Source organism: Pantoea eucrina (assembly GCF_020079945.1).
Classification (GTDB): Bacteria; Pseudomonadota; Gammaproteobacteria; order Enterobacterales; family Enterobacteriaceae; genus Pantoea; species Pantoea eucrina.
The window spans coordinates 23,550-43,227 of the sequence record NZ_CP083448.1 but is presented as its reverse complement, the minus strand read 5'-3'; the positions used below and the strand labels follow the sequence as shown (position 1 = coordinate 43,227).

The 19,678-nt window shown below is 56.4% G+C and carries 20 protein-coding genes; 10 read left to right on the top strand and 10 right to left on the bottom strand.

The features are described from left to right. The first annotated feature begins 35 nt into the window (after positions 1–35). From mtlD to LAC65_RS00195, 3 genes are all read left to right on the top strand, one after another. Positions 36–1,184 carry a mannitol-1-phosphate 5-dehydrogenase gene (mtlD, locus tag LAC65_RS00205; protein ID WP_039381626.1) on the top strand — a complete coding sequence of 383 codons (1,149 nt, stop codon included), beginning with the start codon at positions 36–38 and terminating at the stop codon, positions 1,182–1,184. Positions 1,185–1,247: 63 nt separating this feature from the next. Next, positions 1,248–1,793, top strand: coding sequence for a mannitol operon repressor MtlR (gene mtlR, locus LAC65_RS00200; RefSeq protein ID WP_175540444.1), 546 nt, complete (start codon positions 1,248–1,250; stop codon positions 1,791–1,793). An 89-nt stretch (positions 1,794–1,882) separates the two neighbouring features. Beyond that, the gene (locus LAC65_RS00195; protein WP_039381624.1) at positions 1,883–2,245 is read left to right on the top strand and encodes a YibL family ribosome-associated protein; all 363 of its coding nucleotides are present in this window, start codon (positions 1,883–1,885) and stop codon (positions 2,243–2,245) included. Between the two features lie 6 nt (positions 2,246–2,251). On the opposite strand, the gene LAC65_RS00190 is transcribed toward LAC65_RS00195, so the two are convergent. The 3 genes from LAC65_RS00190 to fdhD all read right to left on the bottom strand — a co-directional run bounded on the left by LAC65_RS00190 (position 2,252) and on the right by fdhD (position 4,957). After that, a complete protein-coding gene (locus LAC65_RS00190) occupies positions 2,252–3,214 on the bottom strand; it encodes a VirK/YbjX family protein (RefSeq protein ID WP_039381622.1) in 963 nt (320 codons plus the stop codon). 184 nt (positions 3,215–3,398) lie between these two features. Next, entirely contained in the window at positions 3,399–4,016 is a 618-nt protein-coding gene (gene sodA / locus LAC65_RS00185; protein ID WP_039381619.1) for a superoxide dismutase [Mn], read from the bottom strand. A 149-nt stretch (positions 4,017–4,165) separates the two neighbouring features. Further along, positions 4,166–4,957, bottom strand: coding sequence for a formate dehydrogenase accessory sulfurtransferase FdhD (fdhD, locus tag LAC65_RS00180; RefSeq protein WP_039381616.1), 792 nt, complete (start codon positions 4,955–4,957; stop codon positions 4,166–4,168). A 332-nt stretch (positions 4,958–5,289) separates the two neighbouring features. Here fdhD and fdhE point away from each other — a divergent pair, with 332 nt between their 5' ends. Both fdhE and LAC65_RS00170 read left to right on the top strand, forming a co-directional pair. Beyond that, positions 5,290–6,216, top strand: coding sequence for a formate dehydrogenase accessory protein FdhE (gene fdhE / locus LAC65_RS00175; RefSeq protein WP_039381614.1), 927 nt, complete (start codon positions 5,290–5,292; stop codon positions 6,214–6,216). Positions 6,217–6,264: 48 nt separating this feature from the next. Next, positions 6,265–6,876 (top strand): glutathione S-transferase, encoded by a 612-nt coding sequence (locus LAC65_RS00170; RefSeq protein ID WP_039381611.1) that lies wholly within the window; start codon positions 6,265–6,267, stop codon positions 6,874–6,876. A 57-nt stretch (positions 6,877–6,933) separates the two neighbouring features. On the opposite strand, the gene glyS is transcribed toward LAC65_RS00170, so the two are convergent. Together glyS and glyQ are read right to left on the bottom strand one after the other, a co-directional pair. Then, positions 6,934–9,003, bottom strand: coding sequence for a glycine--tRNA ligase subunit beta (gene glyS, locus LAC65_RS00165; RefSeq protein ID WP_039381608.1), 2,070 nt, complete (start codon positions 9,001–9,003; stop codon positions 6,934–6,936). A 9-nt stretch (positions 9,004–9,012) separates the two neighbouring features. Further along, a complete protein-coding gene (glyQ, locus tag LAC65_RS00160) occupies positions 9,013–9,924 on the bottom strand; it encodes a glycine--tRNA ligase subunit alpha (RefSeq protein ID WP_039381606.1) in 912 nt (303 codons plus the stop codon). A gap of 203 nt (positions 9,925–10,127) precedes the next feature. On the opposite strand from glyQ, the gene LAC65_RS00155 reads away from it, so the two are divergent. Continuing rightward, positions 10,128–11,123 carry an acyltransferase gene (locus LAC65_RS00155; RefSeq protein WP_039381604.1) on the top strand — a complete coding sequence of 332 codons (996 nt, stop codon included), beginning with the start codon at positions 10,128–10,130 and terminating at the stop codon, positions 11,121–11,123. Between the two features lie 43 nt (positions 11,124–11,166). Here the strand turns inward: LAC65_RS00155 and LAC65_RS00150 are convergent, their stop codons facing one another. Next, positions 11,167–11,910 carry an alpha/beta hydrolase gene (locus tag LAC65_RS00150; protein WP_338045677.1) on the bottom strand — a complete coding sequence of 248 codons (744 nt, stop codon included), beginning with the start codon at positions 11,908–11,910 and terminating at the stop codon, positions 11,167–11,169. A 463-nt stretch (positions 11,911–12,373) separates the two neighbouring features. Here LAC65_RS00150 and LAC65_RS00145 point away from each other — a divergent pair, with 463 nt between their 5' ends. Both LAC65_RS00145 and LAC65_RS00140 read left to right on the top strand, forming a co-directional pair. Next, positions 12,374–13,477 carry an EpsG family protein gene (locus LAC65_RS00145; protein ID WP_224144796.1) on the top strand — a complete coding sequence of 368 codons (1,104 nt, stop codon included), beginning with the start codon at positions 12,374–12,376 and terminating at the stop codon, positions 13,475–13,477. 242 nt (positions 13,478–13,719) lie between these two features. Then, a complete protein-coding gene (locus LAC65_RS00140; RefSeq protein WP_039381595.1) occupies positions 13,720–14,757 on the top strand; it encodes an acyltransferase family protein in 1,038 nt (345 codons plus the stop codon). A 65-nt stretch (positions 14,758–14,822) separates the two neighbouring features. Here LAC65_RS00140 and LAC65_RS00135 read toward each other — a convergent pair whose 3' ends face one another. The 4 genes from LAC65_RS00135 to LAC65_RS00120 form a co-directional block, all read right to left on the bottom strand. Continuing rightward, positions 14,823–15,956, bottom strand: coding sequence for an ROK family transcriptional regulator (locus LAC65_RS00135; protein WP_039381593.1), 1,134 nt, complete (start codon positions 15,954–15,956; stop codon positions 14,823–14,825). Positions 15,957–16,049: 93 nt separating this feature from the next. Beyond that, positions 16,050–16,790 (bottom strand): replicative helicase loader DnaC, encoded by a 741-nt coding sequence (gene dnaC / locus LAC65_RS00130; protein ID WP_071668239.1) that lies wholly within the window; start codon positions 16,788–16,790, stop codon positions 16,050–16,052. Beyond that, on the bottom strand, positions 16,790–17,326 hold the full coding sequence (dnaT, locus tag LAC65_RS00125; RefSeq protein WP_039381566.1) for a primosomal protein DnaT: 537 nt from the start codon (positions 17,324–17,326) through the stop codon (positions 16,790–16,792). Before dnaT ends, dnaC begins: the two co-directional genes overlap by 1 nt. Before the next feature lie 100 nt (positions 17,327–17,426). Beyond that, entirely contained in the window at positions 17,427–18,089 is a 663-nt protein-coding gene (locus LAC65_RS00120) for a hypothetical protein (RefSeq protein WP_039381563.1), read from the bottom strand. 128 nt (positions 18,090–18,217) lie between these two features. Here LAC65_RS00120 and LAC65_RS00115 point away from each other — a divergent pair, with 128 nt between their 5' ends. Both LAC65_RS00115 and LAC65_RS00110 read left to right on the top strand, forming a co-directional pair. Next, positions 18,218–18,778 (top strand): DNA-3-methyladenine glycosylase I, encoded by a 561-nt coding sequence (locus LAC65_RS00115; protein ID WP_039381560.1) that lies wholly within the window; start codon positions 18,218–18,220, stop codon positions 18,776–18,778. 108 nt (positions 18,779–18,886) lie between these two features. After that, positions 18,887–19,549, top strand: coding sequence for an OmpA family lipoprotein (locus tag LAC65_RS00110; RefSeq protein WP_039381558.1), 663 nt, complete (start codon positions 18,887–18,889; stop codon positions 19,547–19,549). Positions 19,550–19,678: the final 129 nt, after the last annotated feature.

Genomic DNA, 19,678 nt, shown 5'->3' with positions numbered 1-19,678 from the left:
GCCCGCCCTTTCGCTATTTGAGATGGGTCAATTTTATGAAAGCGTTACATTTTGGAGCAGGCAATATTGGTCGCGGATTTATCGGCAAGCTGCTGGCCGATGCCGGCATCGAGCTGGTCTTTGCTGACGTCAATCAGGTTGTGCTGGATGCCCTTAACGCCCGTCACACTTATCCGGTTCATGTTGTTGGCGAACAGGCAAAAACGGAGACGGTCACCGGCGTCAGCGCCGTTAACAGCACCAGCGATGACATCATTGCGCTGATCGCTGAAGTCGATCTGGTCACGACTGCCGTCGGACCGCAGATCCTCGAACGTATTGCCGGCAGCGTGGCGCAGGGTCTGATCGCCCGTCACGATCGGGGTAATACGGCACCGCTTAACATCATCGCCTGCGAAAATATGGTGCGCGGCACCAGTCAGCTGAAGCAGCATGTGCTGAAGGCGCTGCCGGCGCAGCATCACGCCTGGGCAGAAGCGCACGTCGGCTTTGTCGATTCCGCCGTGGATCGTATTGTCCCGCCTTCTGAAGCGGGCAGCAGCGATCCGCTGGAAGTGACCGTTGAGACCTTCAGCGAATGGATTGTTGATAAAACGCAGTTTAAAGGGGCGCTGCCGGCGATCCCTGGCATGGAACTGACCGACAATCTGATGGCGTTTGTTGAACGCAAGCTCTTTACCCTTAATACCGGCCACGCTATTACCGCTTATCTGGGCAAACTGGCGGGTCATGTAACCATTCGCGATGCGATCCTGGATAGCCGCATTCGCGCCGTGGTTGAGGGGGCCATGCAGGAGAGCGGCGCCGTTCTGATCAGGCGCTACGATTTTGATGCAGAGAAACATGCGGCTTACATCAGCAAAATCCTTACCCGCTTTGAGAACCCTTACCTGAAAGATGACGTCGAGCGCGTAGGCCGCCAGCCGCTGCGCAAGCTGAGCGCAGGCGATCGCCTGATTAAACCGCTGCTCGGCACGCTGGAGTACCAGCTGCCGCACGATAATCTGGTGCAGGGGATCGCAGCCGCGATGCACTACCGCAGCGATGCCGATCCGCAGGCGCAGGAGCTGGCCACGCTGATCGCGGAACAGGGCGTTGCAGAGACGCTGGTAAAAATTTCCGGCCTGGAGCCGGAGAGTCAGGCAGTAGAGGCTGTGGTGAGCGCTTACAGCGCTATGGCATAATGCGCGCCCCCGGGTGAGCAAACCGGGCGCAACAGGGTTGCGCCCGCAGACGGTAGCTGAACGATGCAGGCAATGATGGAAGAGAAGCAGGCTTTTGAAAACCAGGTGCTTGAGCGCCTGAACGCCGGTCGTTCGGTGAGAAGCTTTCTGATTGCTGCGGTTGAACTGCTGGCAGAAGCGGTTAATCTGCTGGTGCTGCAGGTTTTTCGCAAAGATGATTATGCGGTAAGGTACGCCGTCGAACCACTGCTGCTGGGAGACGGGCCGCTGGGCGAGCTGTCGGTACGTCTTAAGCTTGTTTACGGACTGGGCGTGATTACGCGGCAGGAGTATGAGGATTGCGAACTACTGCTGACGCTGCGCGAAGAGCTGAACCACGACGCCAGCGACTATCGCTTTACCGATGACGAGGTGCTGGGGCCGTTCAGTGAACTGCACTGTGTGGTCGCCTGGCCGCCGCAGCCCGACTTCACCCGCGATGATGAGGCGCTGCGCATTATGCAGCAGCAGCGTTATCTGCAGATGGTGCGATCCACCATGGTGCTCTCTTTGACCGAACTGATTTCCCGAATTTCGCACAAGCAGGCATTCAAAAAGCCCGCTGTCTGACCTCAGGCAGCGGTACATCGAACAGTCATACTGCCCGCCCGGCCTAAATTAATGTATCCTTTCCCTGTTTTCCTTAATGAGTTTTTCCAATGAAAGAACAAGTCAAAGCCGAGATCAAACGCCTCAGCGATCAGCTGGACGCACTGAACCGCAAAGAACCCCAGCTGCTGGAAGCGGGTGACGCTGAAAAGCTGGGTGCGCTGCTGAAAGAGAAAGAGACGCTGGTGCAGGAGATTAAACGTCTGCGCGGCGTACGTGATGAAAAGCTGAGCAAAGAGGCGCAGCAGCTGCAGCAGCTGCCGTTCAGCCGTGAAATCACGAAAAAAGAGCAGGCCAACATGGGTGCGCTGAAGAAAAGCGTGCGCGGCCTGGTTGTGGTGCATCCGATGACCGCGCTGGGACGAGAAATGGGTCTGAAAGTCATGACCGGCTACGCAAAACAGCCGTTCTAAGGCTGTTCAGGCTGCACGGTCTGCGCGGTGAGCGCAGCCGGCGGCCTGCTGAACCTGCTCTTTCAGGCTGTCGAGCAGCGTGTAGCGCCGGCGATATTCGGCGCGCTTTTTACTGGCTATCTCCTCCAGCGCTTTGCGCTCCATCTGCAGCGGCAGCGTAAAGCAGCCGTCGGCCCGCTCCTCGCCGCCCAGCGACAGCCAGAACTCACTGTAGCTGGCAAAAAACTTATCCCCTTTACTGTGTCGATAGCGCAGGCTGCGAAACACATGCGTGGTGTCGCCGACGGCGGCTATCGCTTCTGCTCCACACGCCTCCGCCAGCAGAAACAGTGCTTCCATCAGCACGCGCTTGGGAAACAGACCGTGCGCCGCTTTGGTCGCTTCGCGGATCGCCTCCGACGGAATATGCTTGCGCGGCCCCTGCAGTCCGCCAATAAACAGCGTACACCGCTGCGGCCCGCCAATCAGCGAGAATGAGAGGGAGGCCAGCAGCATACTTTGATAGTGCAACGTCAGCGTCAGCTCACCTTCGCGATCGTAATAGCCGGAGCTGCAGGCAATCGTAAACTGCTCTTCATTTTTGCCGCTGAGCTGTGCAACAGGCGTCCCGGCCGGATTCAGCATCAGCTGACGCAGGGCGGGATTATCAAGCTGTGCAACATGCTGGTAGTGCTGCACGATAGCGCGTGCGCGCTGCGCCACGCTAAACCGCGAACAGAGATAGGGACGATGCGGTTTAGCGGGCAGCAGACCCTGGCTGGCCATCAGCTGTGGCAAAAAGGGCAGCTGCGCCAGCTGCTGCAGATAGGTCAGCGTGGTAAACGGATAGAGCGCCGTTCGCAACGCAAACTTGGTACGAAAGCGGCCGCTGTGCCAGAGATTATCAGGTCGAAGTTTGCCGCTGATCAGCGGAAAAAACAGCGCTGGAGAAGAGAGATCGCCCGATTTAGTGTGGGTAATTGTTGTCATAAGGAGCTTAACGTCTCGAAAAAACCTGCTGCAATGTTAAGCACAGCCGCTTCAACGATTCGTTAATGACCCCACCCCGCCGGCACTAAACGGTTTGCTGTTTAGCCGGGGTTTAGATTGCCGTGACGCAGATAAAAAAAACCGGCGACATCGCACCGGTTTTTTACGCAGAAATAAGCGCTGATTATTTTGCTGAAGCAAAACGCGCTGCTGCTTCGTCCCAGTTCACTACGTTCCAGAACGCTTTGATGTAGTCAGGGCGCTTGTTCTGATACTTCAGATAGTAAGCGTGCTCCCACACATCCAGACCAATGATTGGGAAGCCAGACGCACCGGCGATCGCGTCACCCATCAGCGGGTTATCCTGGTTAGCGGTTGAAACCACAGCCAGTTTGTCGCCTTTTTTCACCAGCCACGCCCAGCCAGAGCCAAAACGGGTAGCTGCTGCTTTTTCAAACTCTTCCTGGAATTTCTCAACGCTACCGAAATCTTTTTCGATCGCCGCTTTCAGGTCGCCCTGCAGCGTGGTGCCGGTTTTCAGGCCTTTCCAGAACAGGCTATGGTTAGCGTGGCCGCCAGCGTTGTTACGCAGCGGGCCTTTTTTGTCTGCTGGCAGCTGATCCAGTTTGGTAATCAGCTCATCAACCGGCAGATCGGCGAATTCGGTACCTTCCAGCGCTGCGTTAGCGTTGTTTACGTAGGTCTGGTGGTGTTTGGTGTGATGGATTTCCATCGTCTGCTTGTCGAAGTGCGGTTCCAGTGCGTCGTAGGCGTACGGCAGGGATGGCAGTGAATAACTCATGTTCTTCCTCTCCATTTAATGTTTTGCAGCATCACCTTACCAGTGTGCCGCGTAAGCAGTGGGATCATTATAGTTAAAATCATGATCCATAAAAGGGTTATCAATGCCGTAGAAATGATAAGGATTTGCGGTTCAGCGGCCTGAACCGGCTAGCGCAGCCGCTGCGGGTGGGTATAGATCGTTGCCCGCCCTGGCTTACTGAAGCCTACCAGCGTCAGATTACTGCGCTGCGCAACCTCTACCGCCAGCTGGGTGGCGGCCGAGACCGCAAACAGGATCTCCACGCCGCACATGGCGGACTTCTGCACCATCTCATAGCTGGCGCGGCTGGAAACCAGTACTGCGCCCTGCTGCCATCCCTGCTGACTGCGCAGCCCCAGCAGCTTATCCAGCGCAACGTGCCGCCCGACATCTTCACAGCCGCCCGGCAGCAATCCCTCGGGTGAGAGCCATGCCGCCGCGTGCGTACAGCCGGTAAGATTGCCCACCGGCTGATAGTCACGCAGCCGCGCCAGCCCGCTGTCCAGCTGAGCCAGGTCAAACGTCTGGGTAAAAGGCAGCGGCTTCAGCGGCTTACCAATCTGATCCAGCTGCTCAACGCCGCAGACGCCGCAGCCGGTTCGCCCCGCCATCGCCCGGCGCTGCGCTTTTAACGCCATAAACCGGCGGCTGGCGAGCTCAATCTGTACTTCAATGCCGTTGCAGCCCGGCACCACATCGATGCCATAGATCTCAGCCGGTTGTTCAATAATCCCTTCTGAAAGCGAGAAACCCAGCGCAAACGCCTCAAGGTTGTCAGGCGTCGCCATCATGACCACATGCGAGATGCCGTTATAGACCAGCGCTACCGGCACCTCCTGTGCCAGCCAGTCAGTTTCGGCCGTTTCCGGTGTCCGGCGCTGCCACACTTCAGCCTGGCTTACGCCAGCGATCGTTTTCACAGGTTGCTCGCCTGCCTGCTGTTTTGCTGTCACGTTATCTGTCTCTTATTGCACTCATCAAAAGCGGCGGGCCTCACGGCCTGTACGCTATACCGGCTGCCGGTTCAGATGCTGAGCATGAACGTCGGCCAAAAATTTTTCTTCAACTTATGTGCTGGCACTCTGGCTGCGCGGCCCGCGGCGGTCACAGAATCGTCCCTCCCTCCGGCTGCCGTCACCGGCAGTTAATCGTCCGTCAGCCAGCCGCCTGAGCGTCAGGCTGCTATCATCAGCGTAGTCGTGCTGCTTTCATTGTTGGCAGCGTTATCGCCAGAAAATAGAGGTGTTCCCTGATGAGTATTCGCATTATTCCGCAGAATCAGCCGGAAACACGCGAACCGCAGACCGCGGAACAGATCCCGCCGCTGCTGTTTCCCCGGCTGAAAAATCTCTATAGCCGTCGCGCTGCACGCCTGCGCCATCTGGCGGCAAAAAATCCGCTGGGTGACTATCTGCGCTTTGCTGCAGTGATCGCTCAGGCGCAGGAGATTGTGCTGTATGACCATCCGCTGCGGCTCGATCTGCGTCCGCGCCTTGCAGAAAGCGCGCAGCGCAATGAGCCGCCGCTTGATGTTCGCCACTATCCGCGCGATCGTCACTGGCAGCAGCTGCTGCACTCACTGATTGCAGAACTCAAACCGGAGATGAGTGGCCAGGCGCTGGCGGTGCTGGAGAACCTGGAAAAATCGTCCGCCAGCGAGCTGGAGACGCTTGCCGGCGCGCTGCTGGCCGGGGAATTTAGCCGGGTCAGCAGCGATAAGTCGCCTTTTGTCTGGGCTGCGCTGTCGCTGTACTGGGCGCAGATGGCCGCTATGATACCCGGCAAGGTGCGGACGGAACAGGGCGATCACCGGCAGTTCTGCCCGGTCTGCGGCAGCGTTCCGGTTACCGGCCTGGTGCATATGGATGTGGCGCAGGAGGGATTACGCTATCTGCACTGCAACCTGTGCGAAAGTGAGTGGCACGTCGCCAGTGACCGATGCTGCAACTGTGAGCAGACGCGCGATCTGCACCTCTGGTCGCTCGATAATCACCAGGCTGCCGTTCATGCAGAGAGCTGCGGCGACTGCGGCACCTATATGAAACTGCTCTGCCAGGAGCGGGATCCGGCGGTAGAGCCTGTTGCCGACGACCTGGCGTCGCTGGTGCTGGATGCGCGCATGGAGCAGGAAGGGTTTGCCCGCAGTAGCCTGAATCCATTTATGTTTCCCGGCGAATAGCTGGCCCGGGCGTTACCGCTACGTACCGCGTTTTATACGGAGGCTTTGATGAAACTGATAGGCAGTTATACCAGCCCGTTCGTGCGCAAAATTTCAGTTATTCTGCTGGAAAAGGGCATCGTGTTTGAGTTTATAAACCATACACCCTGGGCGGAAGATAGCCAGGTGCCCCACTATAATCCGCTGGGAAAAGTACCGGCTCTGATCGACGAGCGCGGATTAACCTGGTACGACTCTTCTGTCATTGCTCAGGTTATTGAGCTGCGTGATGAAGCACCCGGCCTGCTGCCTGATGATGCGCTGCACGCGCTGCAGGTACGCCAGCTGGCAAAGCTGGCTGATGGTATTAACGACGCGGCGGTGACCATTGTGCGGGAACAGATGCGGCCTGACGCGCAGCAGTCTGAAGAGGTGCTGCTGCGCAACCGCGAAAAAATCCAGCGCGGTCTGGATGCGCTGGAGGCGGCCGCGGCGAAAGCGGAGTTGATCAACACCGGCACACTGAATCTGGCGGATATTGCGACCGGCTGCATGATTGGCTATCTGAATTTCCGTCGCGTGCTGCCGAACTGGTGTGTAAACCGCCCGGCGCTGGTCAAACTGGCGGAAACCCTGTTTCAGCGCGAGAGCTTCGCGCGTACCGTGCCGCCGGCAGGTTAGACGGCAATAAAAAAGGGACGATTGCTCGTCCCTTTCGCTACCGCATCCTGCTGCCGTTTACTGCAGCAGGGAAATATCTGCCACCTGCAGGAACAGCTGACGCAGCTGTGCCAGCAGCGTCAGACGATTCACGCGCACGGCATCATCTTCTGCGTTAACCATAACGTTGTCGAAGAAGTTATCTACCGCTTCACGCAGCTGTGCCAGCTCCACCAGCGCATCCTGATAGCGGCCTTCAGTAAACCAGGGCTGCAGCTTGTCGCTCAGCGCGGTGACGAAAGTCGCCAGCTGGATCTCCGCGTTCTCTTTCAGCAGCGATGCCTGCACGCTGTCGTTCAGCGGATCGCTGGCTTTTGCCAGAATGTTCGACACGCGCTTGTTGGCCGCTGCCAGCGCTGAGGCTGCCTCCAGCGTGCGGAAATGCGATACCGCTTTCATGCGCGCATCGAAATCTGCCGGACGGGTAGGACGACGCGCCAGTACCGCCTGAATGGTATCAACGCTGTGACCCTCTTCCTGATACCAGGTACGGAAGCGACCCAGCATGAAGTCGATCACCTCATCAACCACTTTCGCATTGCTCAGCTTGCTGCCGTAGAGGCGCACGGCCTCTTCGGTCAGACTCTGCAGATCGAGCGGCAGATTCTTCTCGACGATAATACGCAGTACGCCCAGCGCGGCGCGGCGCAGTGCAAAGGGATCTTTGTCGCCTTTCGGATGCTGACCGATACCAAAAATGCCCGCCAGCGTATCCATTTTATCTGCAATCGCGACGGCACAGGCCACCGGGTTAGAAGGCAGCGCATCGCCAGCAAAGCGCGGCTGATACTGCTCATTGAGCGCTACCGCCACATCTTCCGCTTCCCCGTCATGACGGGCGTAGTGCATACCCATGACGCCCTGGGTGTCGGTAAATTCAAACACCATGTTGGTCATCAGGTCGCACTTGGAGAGCAGGCCGGCGCGGGTCGCGTGATTGACATCTGCACCAATCTGCGCGGCGATCCAGCCTGCCAGCGCCTGAATGCGGTCGGTCTTATCACGCAGCGTGCCCAGCTCTTTCTGGAACAGCACCGTCTCCAGACGCGGCAGATTATCTTCCAGACGCTTTTTACGATCGCTGTTAAAGAAGAACTCCGCATCCGCCAGACGGGGACGCACAACTTTTTCATTACCGGCCACGATCTGCTGCGGATCGCCTGACTCGATGTTGGTAACGAAGATGAAGTTCGGCAGCAGTTTTCCTTCCGGGCTGTAGACCGGGAAATATTTCTGATCGCCTTTCATGGTATAGACCAGCGCTTCCGCCGGTACTGCCAGGAACTTCTCTTCAAACGTTGCGGTCAGCACCACCGGCCACTCCACCAGCGAAGCAACCTCTTCCAGCAGGCTGTCGCTGAGATCGGCGACGCCGCCCAGCTGCTGTGCAGCCGCTTCCGCATCCGCCTTGATTTTTGCTTTACGCTCAGCGTAATCAGCCATTACCTTACCGCGCGCCAGCAGCTGCTGCGGATAGTGATCGGCGTGCTCCAGCGTAAACTCCGGCTCGCCCATAAAGCGGTGGCCGCGAATGGTGCGCGCTGACTGTACGCCCAGGATAGTGGCCGGGATCAGCTCCTCTCCCAGCAGCAGCGTCACGGTATGCACCGGGCGCACGAACTGGACATCGCTGGCGCCCCAGCGCATCAGTTTTGGAATCGGCAGCTTGCTCAGTGCGGTAGTGACCATTGCCGGCAGCAGCGCGCTGGCCTGCTCGCCCTTCACCGCGGCGCGATGCACCAGCCATTCGCCTTTATCGGTGCTCAGGCGCTCAGCCTGATCGACCGTGATGCCGTTGCCGCGTGCCCAGCCTTCAGCTGCTTTCGTCGGATTACCCGCTGCGTCAAACGCAGCCGCGACGGCGGGGCCGCGCTTCTCAATCTCGCGATCGGGCTGCGCCGCCGCCAGCGCTGCGACTTTCAGCGCCAGACGGCGCGGAGCAGCAAACCAGCTGACTTCGCCGTGCGTCAGGCCAGCGCTGTCCAGCTCGGCAGTAAAGTGTGCAGCAAAAGCTTCCGCCAGGCTGCGCAGGGCTTTCGGAGGCAACTCTTCGGTGCCAATTTCCACCAGGAAAGTTTTATCGGTCATGGCTGCCTCTTACTTATTACGGTTGCACATCGGGAAACCCAGCGCCTCGCGTGACGCATAGTAGGCTTCCGCCACGGCTTTCGTCAGGGTGCGAATACGCAGAATATAGCGCTGGCGTTCGGTAACGGAGATCGCCTTGCGCGCGTCGAGCAGGTTAAAGCTGTGGGCCGCTTTCAGAATGCGTTCATAGGCTGGCAGCGGCAGCGGCTTCTCCAGCGCCAGCAGCTGCTGCGCCTCTTTCTCATACTGCTCAAAACAGCTGAACAGGAAACCGACGTCGGCATATTCGAAGTTATAGGTCGACTGCTCTACTTCGTTCTGATGAAACACATCGCCGTAGGTGGTTTTGCCAAATGCACCGTCGCTCCAGGTCAGATCGTAGACGCTGTCCACGCCCTGGATATACATCGCCAGACGCTCCAGGCCATAGGTGATCTCACCCGTGACCGGCTTGCACTCAAGGCCGCCAACCTGCTGGAAGTAGGTGAACTGCGTCACTTCCATACCGTTGAGCCACACTTCCCAGCCGAGGCCCCAGGCGCCCAGCGTCGGGTTTTCCCAGTTATCTTCTACGAAACGAATATCGTGGATAGTGGGATCGATACCCAGCTCTTTCAGCGAGCCGAGGTAGAGCTCCTGAAGATTGTCCGGGTTAGGCTTGATCACCACCTGGAACTGATAGTAGTGCTGCAGACGATTGGGGTTTTCACCATAGCGTCCGTCGGTCGGACGACGTGAAGGCTGCACGTAGGCGCTGGCCATCGGCTCCGGGCCAATAGCGCGCAGGCAGGTCATCGGGTGTGAGGTGCCGGCGCCCACTTCCATGTCCAGCGGCTGGACAATGGTGCAGCCCTGGCGCGCCCAGTAATCCTGCAAGGTCAGGATCAGGCCCTGAAAGGTCTTGGTATCAAACTTTTGCATGTTGAATTCGCACGGGATACGGGTGAATTAAAAAGAGTTCGACAGTATACCCTTTGACCGGGCAATGTGCAGCCGGAAATCCTGAGGCTGTGCGGGTCGCGCGCGCTTTTACCGCACAGAGGGCTCTGAATTACGGCGGCAGATGTTGTTGAGTGGCGGCACAGCGGCTACCCTTCCTCACACCATCTGTACGCGAGGATCCCATGCCGCAAAAAATTAGCTGGATCGACAACTTACGTGCGGTCGCCTGCCTGATGGTGATCGTGATCCATACCACGACCTGGTATATCACCGGACCGATGGCGGTCACCGGCATAACCTGGGATGTGGCCAACCTGATGAACGCCGCCTCCCGCGTCTGCGTGCCGCTGTTCTTTATGATCTCAGGCTACCTGTTTTTTGGCGAGCGCAGCGCGCAGGCGCGACATCTGATACGCATTGTGCTTTGCCTGCTGTTCTACAGCGCGGTCGCGCTGGCGTATATCACCTGGCTGACACCGATCAGCGAAGGTCGATCCATCATGAAGCTGCTGCAGAAACCGGTGTTTTATCATCTGTGGTTCTTCTTTGCGATTATCGGTATCTACCTGCTTTCGCCGCTGATACAGGTCAAAACGGTACAAAAACGCTATGTGGCGCTGCTGGTGGTGGTGCTGGCGGTGGTGGCAAACCCGAATACGGTCAGCCAGTCAGTGGGATCCTTTCGCTGGCTGCCGGTCAATCTCTATGTCAGTGGCGACAGCATCTACTACCTGTTGTACGCCCTGCTCGGACGCGCTATCGGCTGTATGGAGACGGGCGGCCGCCGGATCGGCTGGCTGGCGGGAGGCGTTTTTATCGCCTGCGTGCTGGGTATTGCACTCGGTACAAAGCAGCTGCTGCAAATCAACGGCGCCTTCAACGACACCTGGTATCTCTACTGCGGGCCGCTGGTCTTTATCGCGGCCATCAGCCTGCTGGTTCTGTTTAAAAACAGCCTGAACCAGCGGCCGCTGCCGCTGCTGGCGACCATTTCTCGCTATTCGCTGCCGGTATATGGTTTTCACGCGCTGTTTATTCACTATCTGCGTACTCACCACTATGACGATATGTCACGCCCCTGGCTCGATTTGCCGTGGGTGTTTGGCGTCACGCTGCTGGGCAGCCTGCTGCTGGCAAAGGTGCTGAAGCGCATCGATACGCGACAGCTGGTCAGCTGAAAGCGCTGACCGGCTCGCCAGAGTTCATCGCGCATTCTGGCTTTTACCGGTCAGTCAGCGTGCTCTGCCAGTCATGAAACAGCGTCAGCCAGTTTCTTACCGGCAGCTTTAGTTTTTGTCCGGTCCCGAAACCGTGCCCGCCCTGCTGGAACAGGTGCATTTCTGTTTTCACTTTATGCTCGCGCAGCGCGGCAAACATCAGCAGCGTATTCTGCGCTGAAGCCGTACCGTCATTCAGCGCGTGAACGAGAAACGTCGGCGGCGTACGATCGCTGACGCGCGCTTCCTGCGACTGCTGCAGAAGGGTCTGCGGGCTGATGTTTTTGCCGTACATGGCGGCGCGCGTGCCCGGATGTGTTACGCCATCCTTAAGCGACAGTACCGGATAGATAAGGGCAGTGAAGTCGGGACGGGCTGAGACGCTGTCCTGCGCATCCTGTGCCGGATAGTTATCAGCCTCCGGATCGTTACTGAGATTCGCGGCCAGATAAGCCCCTGCAGAAAAACCCATCACGCCAATACGATCGGCAGCAATATGGTATTGCGGGGCATTAGCCCGGATAAGCCGAAGTGCCCGCTGCGCATCCGCAAAGGCCGCCTGGCGATTCTGTGTGGTGCCGTCATGCGGCATACGATAAAGAAGAACGAAGGACGTATAACCCTGACGACTTAACAGCGTGGCGATATTAAGCCCCTCAAGATCTTTCATAATATAAGAAAATCCCCCACCCGGAATGATAAGCACGGCTGTGTGATTATTTTTTCCCGCAGGCGCTACATAAATCATTTCCGGCGAATTAACCTGCGTAACGGCACGATTATTATCAGCAGGATTTTTACTGAAATTAATAAATTTATTCTGTGTTATGTTTTCGCCCGGCCAGATAGGAATTTCCTTAGAGGCAAAGGCCAGCGGAAGATAAAGCAGTAAAAACGCGCTTATCAGGCGAAAAAGGATCATTCTTCTGGCTCCATATTATTAATAAAAACAGTTACAAACGCACTTTAGCCTCGGCCTTTTCTTTACCTCTGCGGATCGGCAACTCTCTGAAAAGGAAAAATATCAGCAGCAGAATTTGAAAATAGCAGAAAGCGGATGAATAATAATCCCGGCAGTAATCTGATAAAATACCGGGCCAGGAAAAATTAGACTTTTCTCATGTTTACCAAAACATAGCCCTATGTTATAAGTGCATTTTAAACTATAAGAATCTGTGACCATGGGAATTTACTGGATCATAAGTCTTAGCATGACTTTTGTCGCAATTGTCGAAATCATGTTAAGTAAAAATGAAAACACAGCACATATCAGGACGTGGCTTTATTTTATTGCTGTTGTAGTACTTTTTACTTTTGGCGGCATCCGTGGCCTGGGAACCGGCCTTGATGACTTCCAGTATCGCGACTTCTATGCACAGTTTCTCGATAAAATTATTATCGAGGGCTTCTGGCGCGCCGTGGTCGAGTTTCGCTATGAGCCTGCTATTTATGCGATTGCCGGTGCAACGCGCATTTTTACGGCCAATGCTGACATCTTTATCTTTGTTATCGCCTTCATCGCGGTATGCGTTAACGCGCACTACTTCCGCAAGCTGACGCCGCTGCCGCTGGTCGCGCTGGCCGTCTACTCGGCGCACCTGTTTATCAACAAAGATATGAACCAGATCCGCTTTGGTCTCTGCTCGGCGTTTCTGCTCGGCTTTGTCTGGCATATGTCGCGTCGCAGTAAATCGGGTATGGTGACCACATTTCTGCTGTCGTTTTTCTGCCACGCAACGGCCGTTGTCGCGCTGCTTATTCCGATGGCGATGATTATCCGCAAAAACAAATATGTGCCGATTGCGATCGTCGTTATCAGCCTGCCGCTGGCCTTTATGGGAAGCTCGGCACTGATCTCCGCGCTCTCCAGCCATCTGGGTTCACTGGGCGACAGGGCCATGGGCTATGCCGATGCAGAGTCGCGCCAGGAGCAGGGTATTCTTACGCTCTCTAACCTGAAGAACATTGGCTTTGTCTTTATCTTCAGCTACATGCTGCTGAGTGATAAAATCAGAAACGCCGACCCGGCAAAATTTAACACTTACTATATTCTGGCGATTACGTTTGCCATCGGCAGTGGCCTGCGTATGGCGCTGCAGGACTACGCCTCTGGCGGCCGCCTGGCAAACTACCTGCTGCAGGTTGAACCGGTGCTGATTTCACTCTGTATCTGGGAAACCAAAAAGCTGAGAAAGGTCATCGCCGTAGCGATAACCGTGCTGATGGTGCTCTACTATCTCTACTATAACACCATGGCCAGTAAGCAATCGATCGTCGGCTACGAGGTGTCGCGCAGCTTCCAGCTGTTCCGTTAATTGTTAAAAACGCTAACCAACTGGTTAGCGTTTTTTATTTATAACCTCTTTTTTCCACCATACCAGGGAAATTCTGAATATTACGCCGCGCTTATACATCGCTTGATTTTTCTATCGTTTAAAACTCTAATAGTTTACATCTGCCGCGGCAGAGCTTAACGCTTTTAATCAGAACACCATCCGATACAGGCGCTTTAATTATTATTACAGCGCGTTGTTATCCCATTAAAAAGAATGCTGATATGAACGAAAAAAATAATTTTGATATTGTCAGGCTTTCGCTCGCCTTTATCGTTTTGCTGGTACACTCAGCTGAAGTCACCAGAAATGCCGACATTCGTTTCCTTGCACATTATCTGAATAGCGATTTCGCTGTGAAAGGATTTTTTGCAATAAGCGGATTTCTTATTGCAAAAAGTTACTTAAGAAGCCGCTCGCTGAATTCTTATTTTATTAAGCGCGCCCAGCGCATCCTGCCCGCTTATATATTTGTTATCCTGATGTGTTTTACCATTGGCCTGTGTCTGACGACGTTGCCGCTAATGGATTTTCTGAAACATCGTGAAACTATTAAGTACCTGGTGGCAAACTTTACCTTTCTGAATTTTATTCAGGCTTCACTGCCGGGTGTGTTTACCGATAATCCAAACCAGCCGATGGATGGCTCACTCTGGACGATCAAAGCGGAACTGACGCTCTATGTGCTGTTACCGTTTATCGTTCCGCTGATGAAGCGTAATCCGCTGAAAGTCTGGGGCGCCATTTTCATCATCTCCTGCGCCTGGTTCTTCTATTTCACCTCTGTCTATAGCGGCCCCAAAGCCGATACGCTGGCGAAGCAGTTTGTCGCCCTCTCCTCGTACTTTTTCTTTGGCAGCCTGCTGGCGATACACAAGCCCGCTTTTGATCGGCTGAAGCTGATTACGCTGGTGTCGATGGCGGCATGGCTGCTGTGCAAACGCAGCGAGTATGCGTTTCTTATTGAGCCGGTCGCGTTCTCTTCAGTGGTGATTTTCTGCTGTACCAGCCTGTGTCGTGAGATAAAAATCAGCCAGTTTGGCGATCTTTCTTATGGCATGTACCTTTATCACTGGCCGATTATTCAGGTACTGCAGCACTTCGGCGTGTTCAGCGCCAACGCCTTTGCTGGCCTGCTGCTGACTATCGTCATCACTCTGGCGCTGGCGTGGACCTCATGGACCCTGCTGGAGAGCCGCTTCCTGAAACGGGCGCATCATACACCGCCTTCCATCGTACCACCGGCTGCTGCCCGCGACTGAATCAGCCAGCAGGCCACCTGCGGGTGGCCTGACCTGCGATGAGGTAAAAAGAAGGGTGCACGGCGTTAATAATCTGCCTGCTCATACTGCGCAATAACCGCCAGAGCCAGACCCTGGGCCGGCTCAAGGCGCTGTGCCAGAAAATGGAGCGTCGTATGCGCGTGGGTGAACGCCAGCGTACTGGCCTGCATCGTCTGCTGTACCGCCTCCCTGAAAACAGCTGAGCTGTTCCACGGCGCGTCAATAATGATACAGGCCGGGTTAACCAGCTGCATGACCTGACTCAGCGCAAAACCAAGATGCTCGCCCGCTTCGCTCATCAGCGGATTAAACAGTGAAGGTTCACTCTCACCCTGCTGCCAGCGCAGGCCCGGCTTGCGTTTGCTCAGCTGCTGCTGAATGGCGGGCTGACCGATCAGCGTCTCCAGGCACCCCCGGCGGCCGCAGCTGCAAAGCTGCCCCTCGCGCTGCATCCGCAGATGGCCGATTTCACCGGCGGTCCAGCTGCTGCCGGTAAACAGCGCGCCGCGATCGATCAGCGCGCCGCCCACGCCCTCCGCAATACGCAGATAAAAATGGCTCTGCGCCTTACTGAGCTGCAGCTGCTGTACAGAGAGCAGCGCGGCTGCCTTGACGTTGTTGAGCACCAGCAGCGGCAGGCTGACGCAGCGTTGCAGCGGTGCCAGCACCGCCACGTTCTCCCAGCCAAGCGGCGCAGAGAAGTGCACAAAGCCGCGCTGTGAATCGATAATGCCCGGCAGACCAACCGCAATCCCTGTCAGCTCCGGATGCGCGGCGCATAATGTCTGACACACTTCAGCCAGCTCCTGCAGCAGCCGCTCCGGGGCGGCCGTTTCGGTTCGCCACGTCTGTTCCGCAATAACCTGTGAGAAGTAGTCGCGTACCTGCCAGTGGATCGTCTGTCGCGCTACCATGATGCCAGCGCTTTTCAGTTTTTCCGGCCGCAGGGCGATCTCAATTTTGGGCCGTCCTGCCGCCGTCACGCTGACCGGCCCCAGCTCGCGCACCAGCCCCTGCGCCAGCAGGTCGTCGATAATCAGTGAAACCGTGTTTTTGCTCAGATCCAGCGCCCGGGCGATGTCCTGACGGGAGGTGATGCGGGCGGAGCGCAGCTGCGCCATGACCCGCTTCAGATTATTCAGTCGAAGTACCGCTGGTCCTTTACCGGCTGCTTTCATGGCGCCTTCACCTGAGGATGAGATACGGTTCAGTTTAGCAGCCCGGCATCACCCGGGCGCGCAGGCGGCCGCGCAGTTTACCCGTTTCAGCTATCAATATTCATCACCGCGCACGCGGCTGCGGTAGCTCTCCCAGTCGAAGCGTACCCACAGGCTGTTTCCCAGCCGCATCCGGTCCATTACGCGCTCGCCCAGCAGGCTGTTCATTCCTGCCGGGTCAAGATTAGAGAGCATGCCGGTAGGGCGTTTTGAAGAGGAGCGCCGATCGACAATCTGATTAATAATCACTTTTTCGTAGCGCGATTCACTCTGCATGCCGATCTCATCGATCACCAGCAGATCAACCTGCGTAAGATCCTGCAGCAGCCGCTCTTCCGTGATATCGCTGCCGCCGCTGAACGTACCCTTCATGCTGGACATCAAATCGGCCACCGTCACAATCAGGACGCTCCTGCCGCGAATGATCAGATCATTCCCGATCGCCGCCGCCAGATGATTCTTTCCGGTGCCGGGACGGCCGGTAAACACAAAGCTGGCAATACTGTTCTCAAATCCGGCCGCGTACTCGCGCGCCAGCGCCAGCGCTTTGCGCTGCCCGTCATTCTCTACGCGATAGTTGTCAAAAGAGCAGTTCATATGCAGTTCGCGAATACCGGAGCGGCCCATGATGCGCTGCATCTTCATGGCGCGGTTCTCACGCACTATCGCTTCTGAGCGCAGACGGCCCTGCTCCTGATTCCACGCCAGCAGCTCAGCGCCATTTTTGAATTTTGGCTGCACCTCTTTCGGCATGATTTTTTTCAGGCGATTGAAAAGATCGGTTGGCGTTTTCATTACTCACCTCGGAAACCATCGGGAATATCGTAATCAGTATTGTCGATACGCGTAATATCGCGCTTTGGCTGGCCCCCATTGCCGGCACGATGCATCTGCACGCTGCGCGCCAGCTTCTGCTGCCACTGCACATGATGAAACGGCCGCCCTTCTGCCTGCCAGTAAGCTACAAAGGTAGCCAGCTCAGCGGGCGTCACCGGCTCGCTGAGCGCCACGCCCCATATGGCGGCCTGACGCTGAAAGTCGCTGTCGGGCTGCCAGCCCTGATACATGGCAAACTTACCCGCCGGGATAGCCAGCGCGGCGCTATCCGGCTGAAAAAGAGTGTCATCCAGCGCGACATCGCTGGGCTGCCGGGCTGCCGCCTCCAGCGCCAGCAGCGCTGCCAGGCGCTGCGGCGTCAGCGCATAAAAAGCGGGCACGTTATCCTGCAGCACGGCCAGCGTACCGTTATCGGCCTGGTGCAGTGCGGCAAGCGGATCGCGGCAGAAGCTGTCCAGCCCGGCCAGCGTTGAAGATAAGATTTTTACGGACATGAAGAGACCTGACGTTGAGCATTTCGGGGCGCCAGATAACCCGGCGCCAGAGAGACAGTGTACCTGTTTTAGCACCGGGGATCGTCATAAAAGGCAGGAATCAGCGTGCAGCGCGGCTCAGCACAGGCGAGACGCTATCGCGGGGCAGAGACGCCTGCGCCGTATGTGTCTGCCACAGATAACGCAGCGATGCGATAAGGCAGAGAGTGTAACCAAAGAGTTCGCAGCCCTCTTCGGCCATATTCTTCACGACCCGGTTATACCCCTCCATCATCAGCTGCTGCCAGAGCTGATGCATACCGAATAGCCGGGAAAACACCAGTATGGCCAGTAAACCTGCGGCCATCATCTGCCAGCTGCGATGCTGCAGCAGCGCAGCGAGGCCAGGCAGGATCTGCGCCGGGGTACGCAGCGCCAGCGCCAGTGACGCGGCGGTGGTCGCGAGCGCAAACCAGAGCCAGGCACCGTGCCGGATAAGATCAAACAGATAATCGAGTTCGCGTATCAGCATGCAAGTGTAGAATCCACCCACCAGAATCAGCGCGCTGCGCTGCTCCGGTCGCTGCGACGCGGCGCGGAAGAACAGCGCAGCAAGCAGAGTCAGCATCACAGCCTGCGTGATTTCAGTAAACGACGTTTCGTGTAATGCGTTGTGCATCCAGGCGACGTCGATATATATCATCGCCATACAGAAAACCAGAAACGATCCACTGATGAGAAAGGCCGCCATCTCGCGGCTAATAAGAGTAATATGTTCACGCATTATAATGTAACCAAATGATAAAATAATTAGCGTGCTTAGTATATTTCACCCGACTTCTCGCGCTTCTCATTTGGTGCCGGTTTTCAGCCTTGCCGCTGAACGTTCGTAGCAGAAACAGGGAGCAGAGCATGCAGCGATGTGGCTGGGTAACCGCAGATCCTCTTTACGTGAGTTATCACGACCGTGAATGGGGAATTGAGCAGAGAGAGAGGCGCGCCCTGTTTGAGATGCTCTGCCTTGAAGGGCAGCAGGCGGGTCTCTCCTGGATCACCGTGCTGAAAAAGCGCGAAAATTACCGCCGGGCGTTTCATGATTTCGATCCGGCCACCGTCGCGCGAATGGACGAAGCGGATATCAGCCGTCTGATGCAGGAGAGCGGAGTGATCCGCCATCGCGGCAAGCTGGAAGCGATTGTGCAGAACGCACGCGCCCTGCTGGCGCTGGAAGCAGCAGGCGACGATTTTTCCCGCTTTATCTGGTCATTTGTGAACGATCGTCCCGTTTTGCACCATTATGCCGATTACCGGCAGGCACCGGTCACTTCTGAACCGGCGATGGCGCTCTCTAAGGCCCTGAAGCAGCGCGGCTTCAAATTTATCGGCCCGACAATATGCCACGCATTTATGCAGGCCTGCGGGCTGATTAACGATCATCAAACCACCTGTTTCCGCCATCCCGATAATCTTTAACGCAAAAATTTACATTTTCAGATTCGGCCTCACGAATTTCCCCATCTTTGAACGGCATAATAGTGGCCTTCCGGGAGTGTTACCCATAAGTATATTGAGGGACTGATGATGAAAAAGCGTGCTCTGACGCTGGCCTTGTTTGTAAGCGGCAGCCTTGCGCTGTCGGGTTGTACTACCAATCCTTATACCGGCGAATCGCAGGCGGGTAAGTCCGGAATTGGTGCAGGTCTGGGTGCCGTGGTCGGTGCCGGAGTAGGCGTGCTCTCCTCCTCTAAAAAAGATCGTAAAAAGGGCGCGCTGATTGGCGCGGCATCCGGTGCGGCGCTGGGCGGCGGCGTGGGGTATTACATGGATGTTCAGGAAGCGAAACTGCGCGACAAAATGCGCGGTACGGGCGTCAGCGTAACCCGTCAGGGCGACAACATTGTTCTGAATATGCCAAACAATGTCACCTTTGACTCCAGCAGCGCAACGCTGAAAACGGCCGGCGCCAACACCCTGAGCGGCGTGGCTATGGTGCTGAAAGAGTATCCAAAAACCGCCGTTAACGTTGTCGGCTATACCGACAGCACCGGTTCACGCGCGCTGAATATGCGTCTGTCGCAGCAGCGTGCCGAAAGCGTGGCCAGCGCACTGGTGCTTCAGGGCGTAGCGCAGAATCGCCTGCGCACGCAGGGCATGGGACCGGATAACCCGGTTGCCAGCAACAGCACTGAAGAGGGCAAAGCGCAGAACCGTCGCGTTGAGATCACCCTCAGTCCGCTGAACTAAACAGCCTGCCGGCCTGCACCCGCAGGCCGGTTTTCTGACCCTTTCCGGAAATAACTGGAAACCATTCCAGAAAACAGTATATACTGCCCCCGCTCTCTGAAGACTACACTGGCTTATACCAGCGTGACA

Bases quoted from the DNA above. Each gene is read 5' to 3' on its own strand.
- mtlD (WP_039381626.1), top strand. From the start codon at position 36: ATGAAAGCGTTACATTTTGGAGCAGGCAATATTGGTCGCGGATTTATC.
- mtlR (WP_175540444.1), top strand. From the start codon at position 1,248: ATGCAGGCAATGATGGAAGAGAAGCAGGCTTTTGAAAACCAGGTGCTT.
- LAC65_RS00195 (WP_039381624.1), top strand. From the start codon at position 1,883: ATGAAAGAACAAGTCAAAGCCGAGATCAAACGCCTCAGCGATCAGCTG.
- LAC65_RS00190 (WP_039381622.1), bottom strand. From the start codon at position 3,214: ATGACAACAATTACCCACACTAAATCGGGCGATCTCTCTTCTCCAGCG.
- sodA (WP_039381619.1), bottom strand. From the start codon at position 4,016: ATGAGTTATTCACTGCCATCCCTGCCGTACGCCTACGACGCACTGGAA.
- fdhE (WP_039381614.1), top strand. From the start codon at position 5,290: ATGAGTATTCGCATTATTCCGCAGAATCAGCCGGAAACACGCGAACCG.
- LAC65_RS00170 (WP_039381611.1), top strand. From the start codon at position 6,265: ATGAAACTGATAGGCAGTTATACCAGCCCGTTCGTGCGCAAAATTTCA.
- glyS (WP_039381608.1), bottom strand. From the start codon at position 9,003: ATGACCGATAAAACTTTCCTGGTGGAAATTGGCACCGAAGAGTTGCCT.
- glyQ (WP_039381606.1), bottom strand. From the start codon at position 9,924: ATGCAAAAGTTTGATACCAAGACCTTTCAGGGCCTGATCCTGACCTTG.
- LAC65_RS00155 (WP_039381604.1), top strand. From the start codon at position 10,128: ATGCCGCAAAAAATTAGCTGGATCGACAACTTACGTGCGGTCGCCTGC.
- LAC65_RS00150 (WP_338045677.1), bottom strand. From the start codon at position 11,910: ATGATTTATGTAGCGCCTGCGGGAAAAAATAATCACACAGCCGTGCTT.
- LAC65_RS00145 (WP_224144796.1), top strand. From the start codon at position 12,374: ATGACTTTTGTCGCAATTGTCGAAATCATGTTAAGTAAAAATGAAAAC.
- LAC65_RS00140 (WP_039381595.1), top strand. From the start codon at position 13,720: ATGAACGAAAAAAATAATTTTGATATTGTCAGGCTTTCGCTCGCCTTT.
- LAC65_RS00135 (WP_039381593.1), bottom strand. From the start codon at position 15,956: ATGAAAGCAGCCGGTAAAGGACCAGCGGTACTTCGACTGAATAATCTG.
- dnaC (WP_071668239.1), bottom strand. From the start codon at position 16,790: ATGAAAACGCCAACCGATCTTTTCAATCGCCTGAAAAAAATCATGCCG.
- dnaT (WP_039381566.1), bottom strand. From the start codon at position 17,326: ATGTCCGTAAAAATCTTATCTTCAACGCTGGCCGGGCTGGACAGCTTC.
- LAC65_RS00120 (WP_039381563.1), bottom strand. From the start codon at position 18,089: ATGCGTGAACATATTACTCTTATTAGCCGCGAGATGGCGGCCTTTCTC.
- LAC65_RS00115 (WP_039381560.1), top strand. From the start codon at position 18,218: ATGCAGCGATGTGGCTGGGTAACCGCAGATCCTCTTTACGTGAGTTAT.
- LAC65_RS00110 (WP_039381558.1), top strand. From the start codon at position 18,887: ATGAAAAAGCGTGCTCTGACGCTGGCCTTGTTTGTAAGCGGCAGCCTT.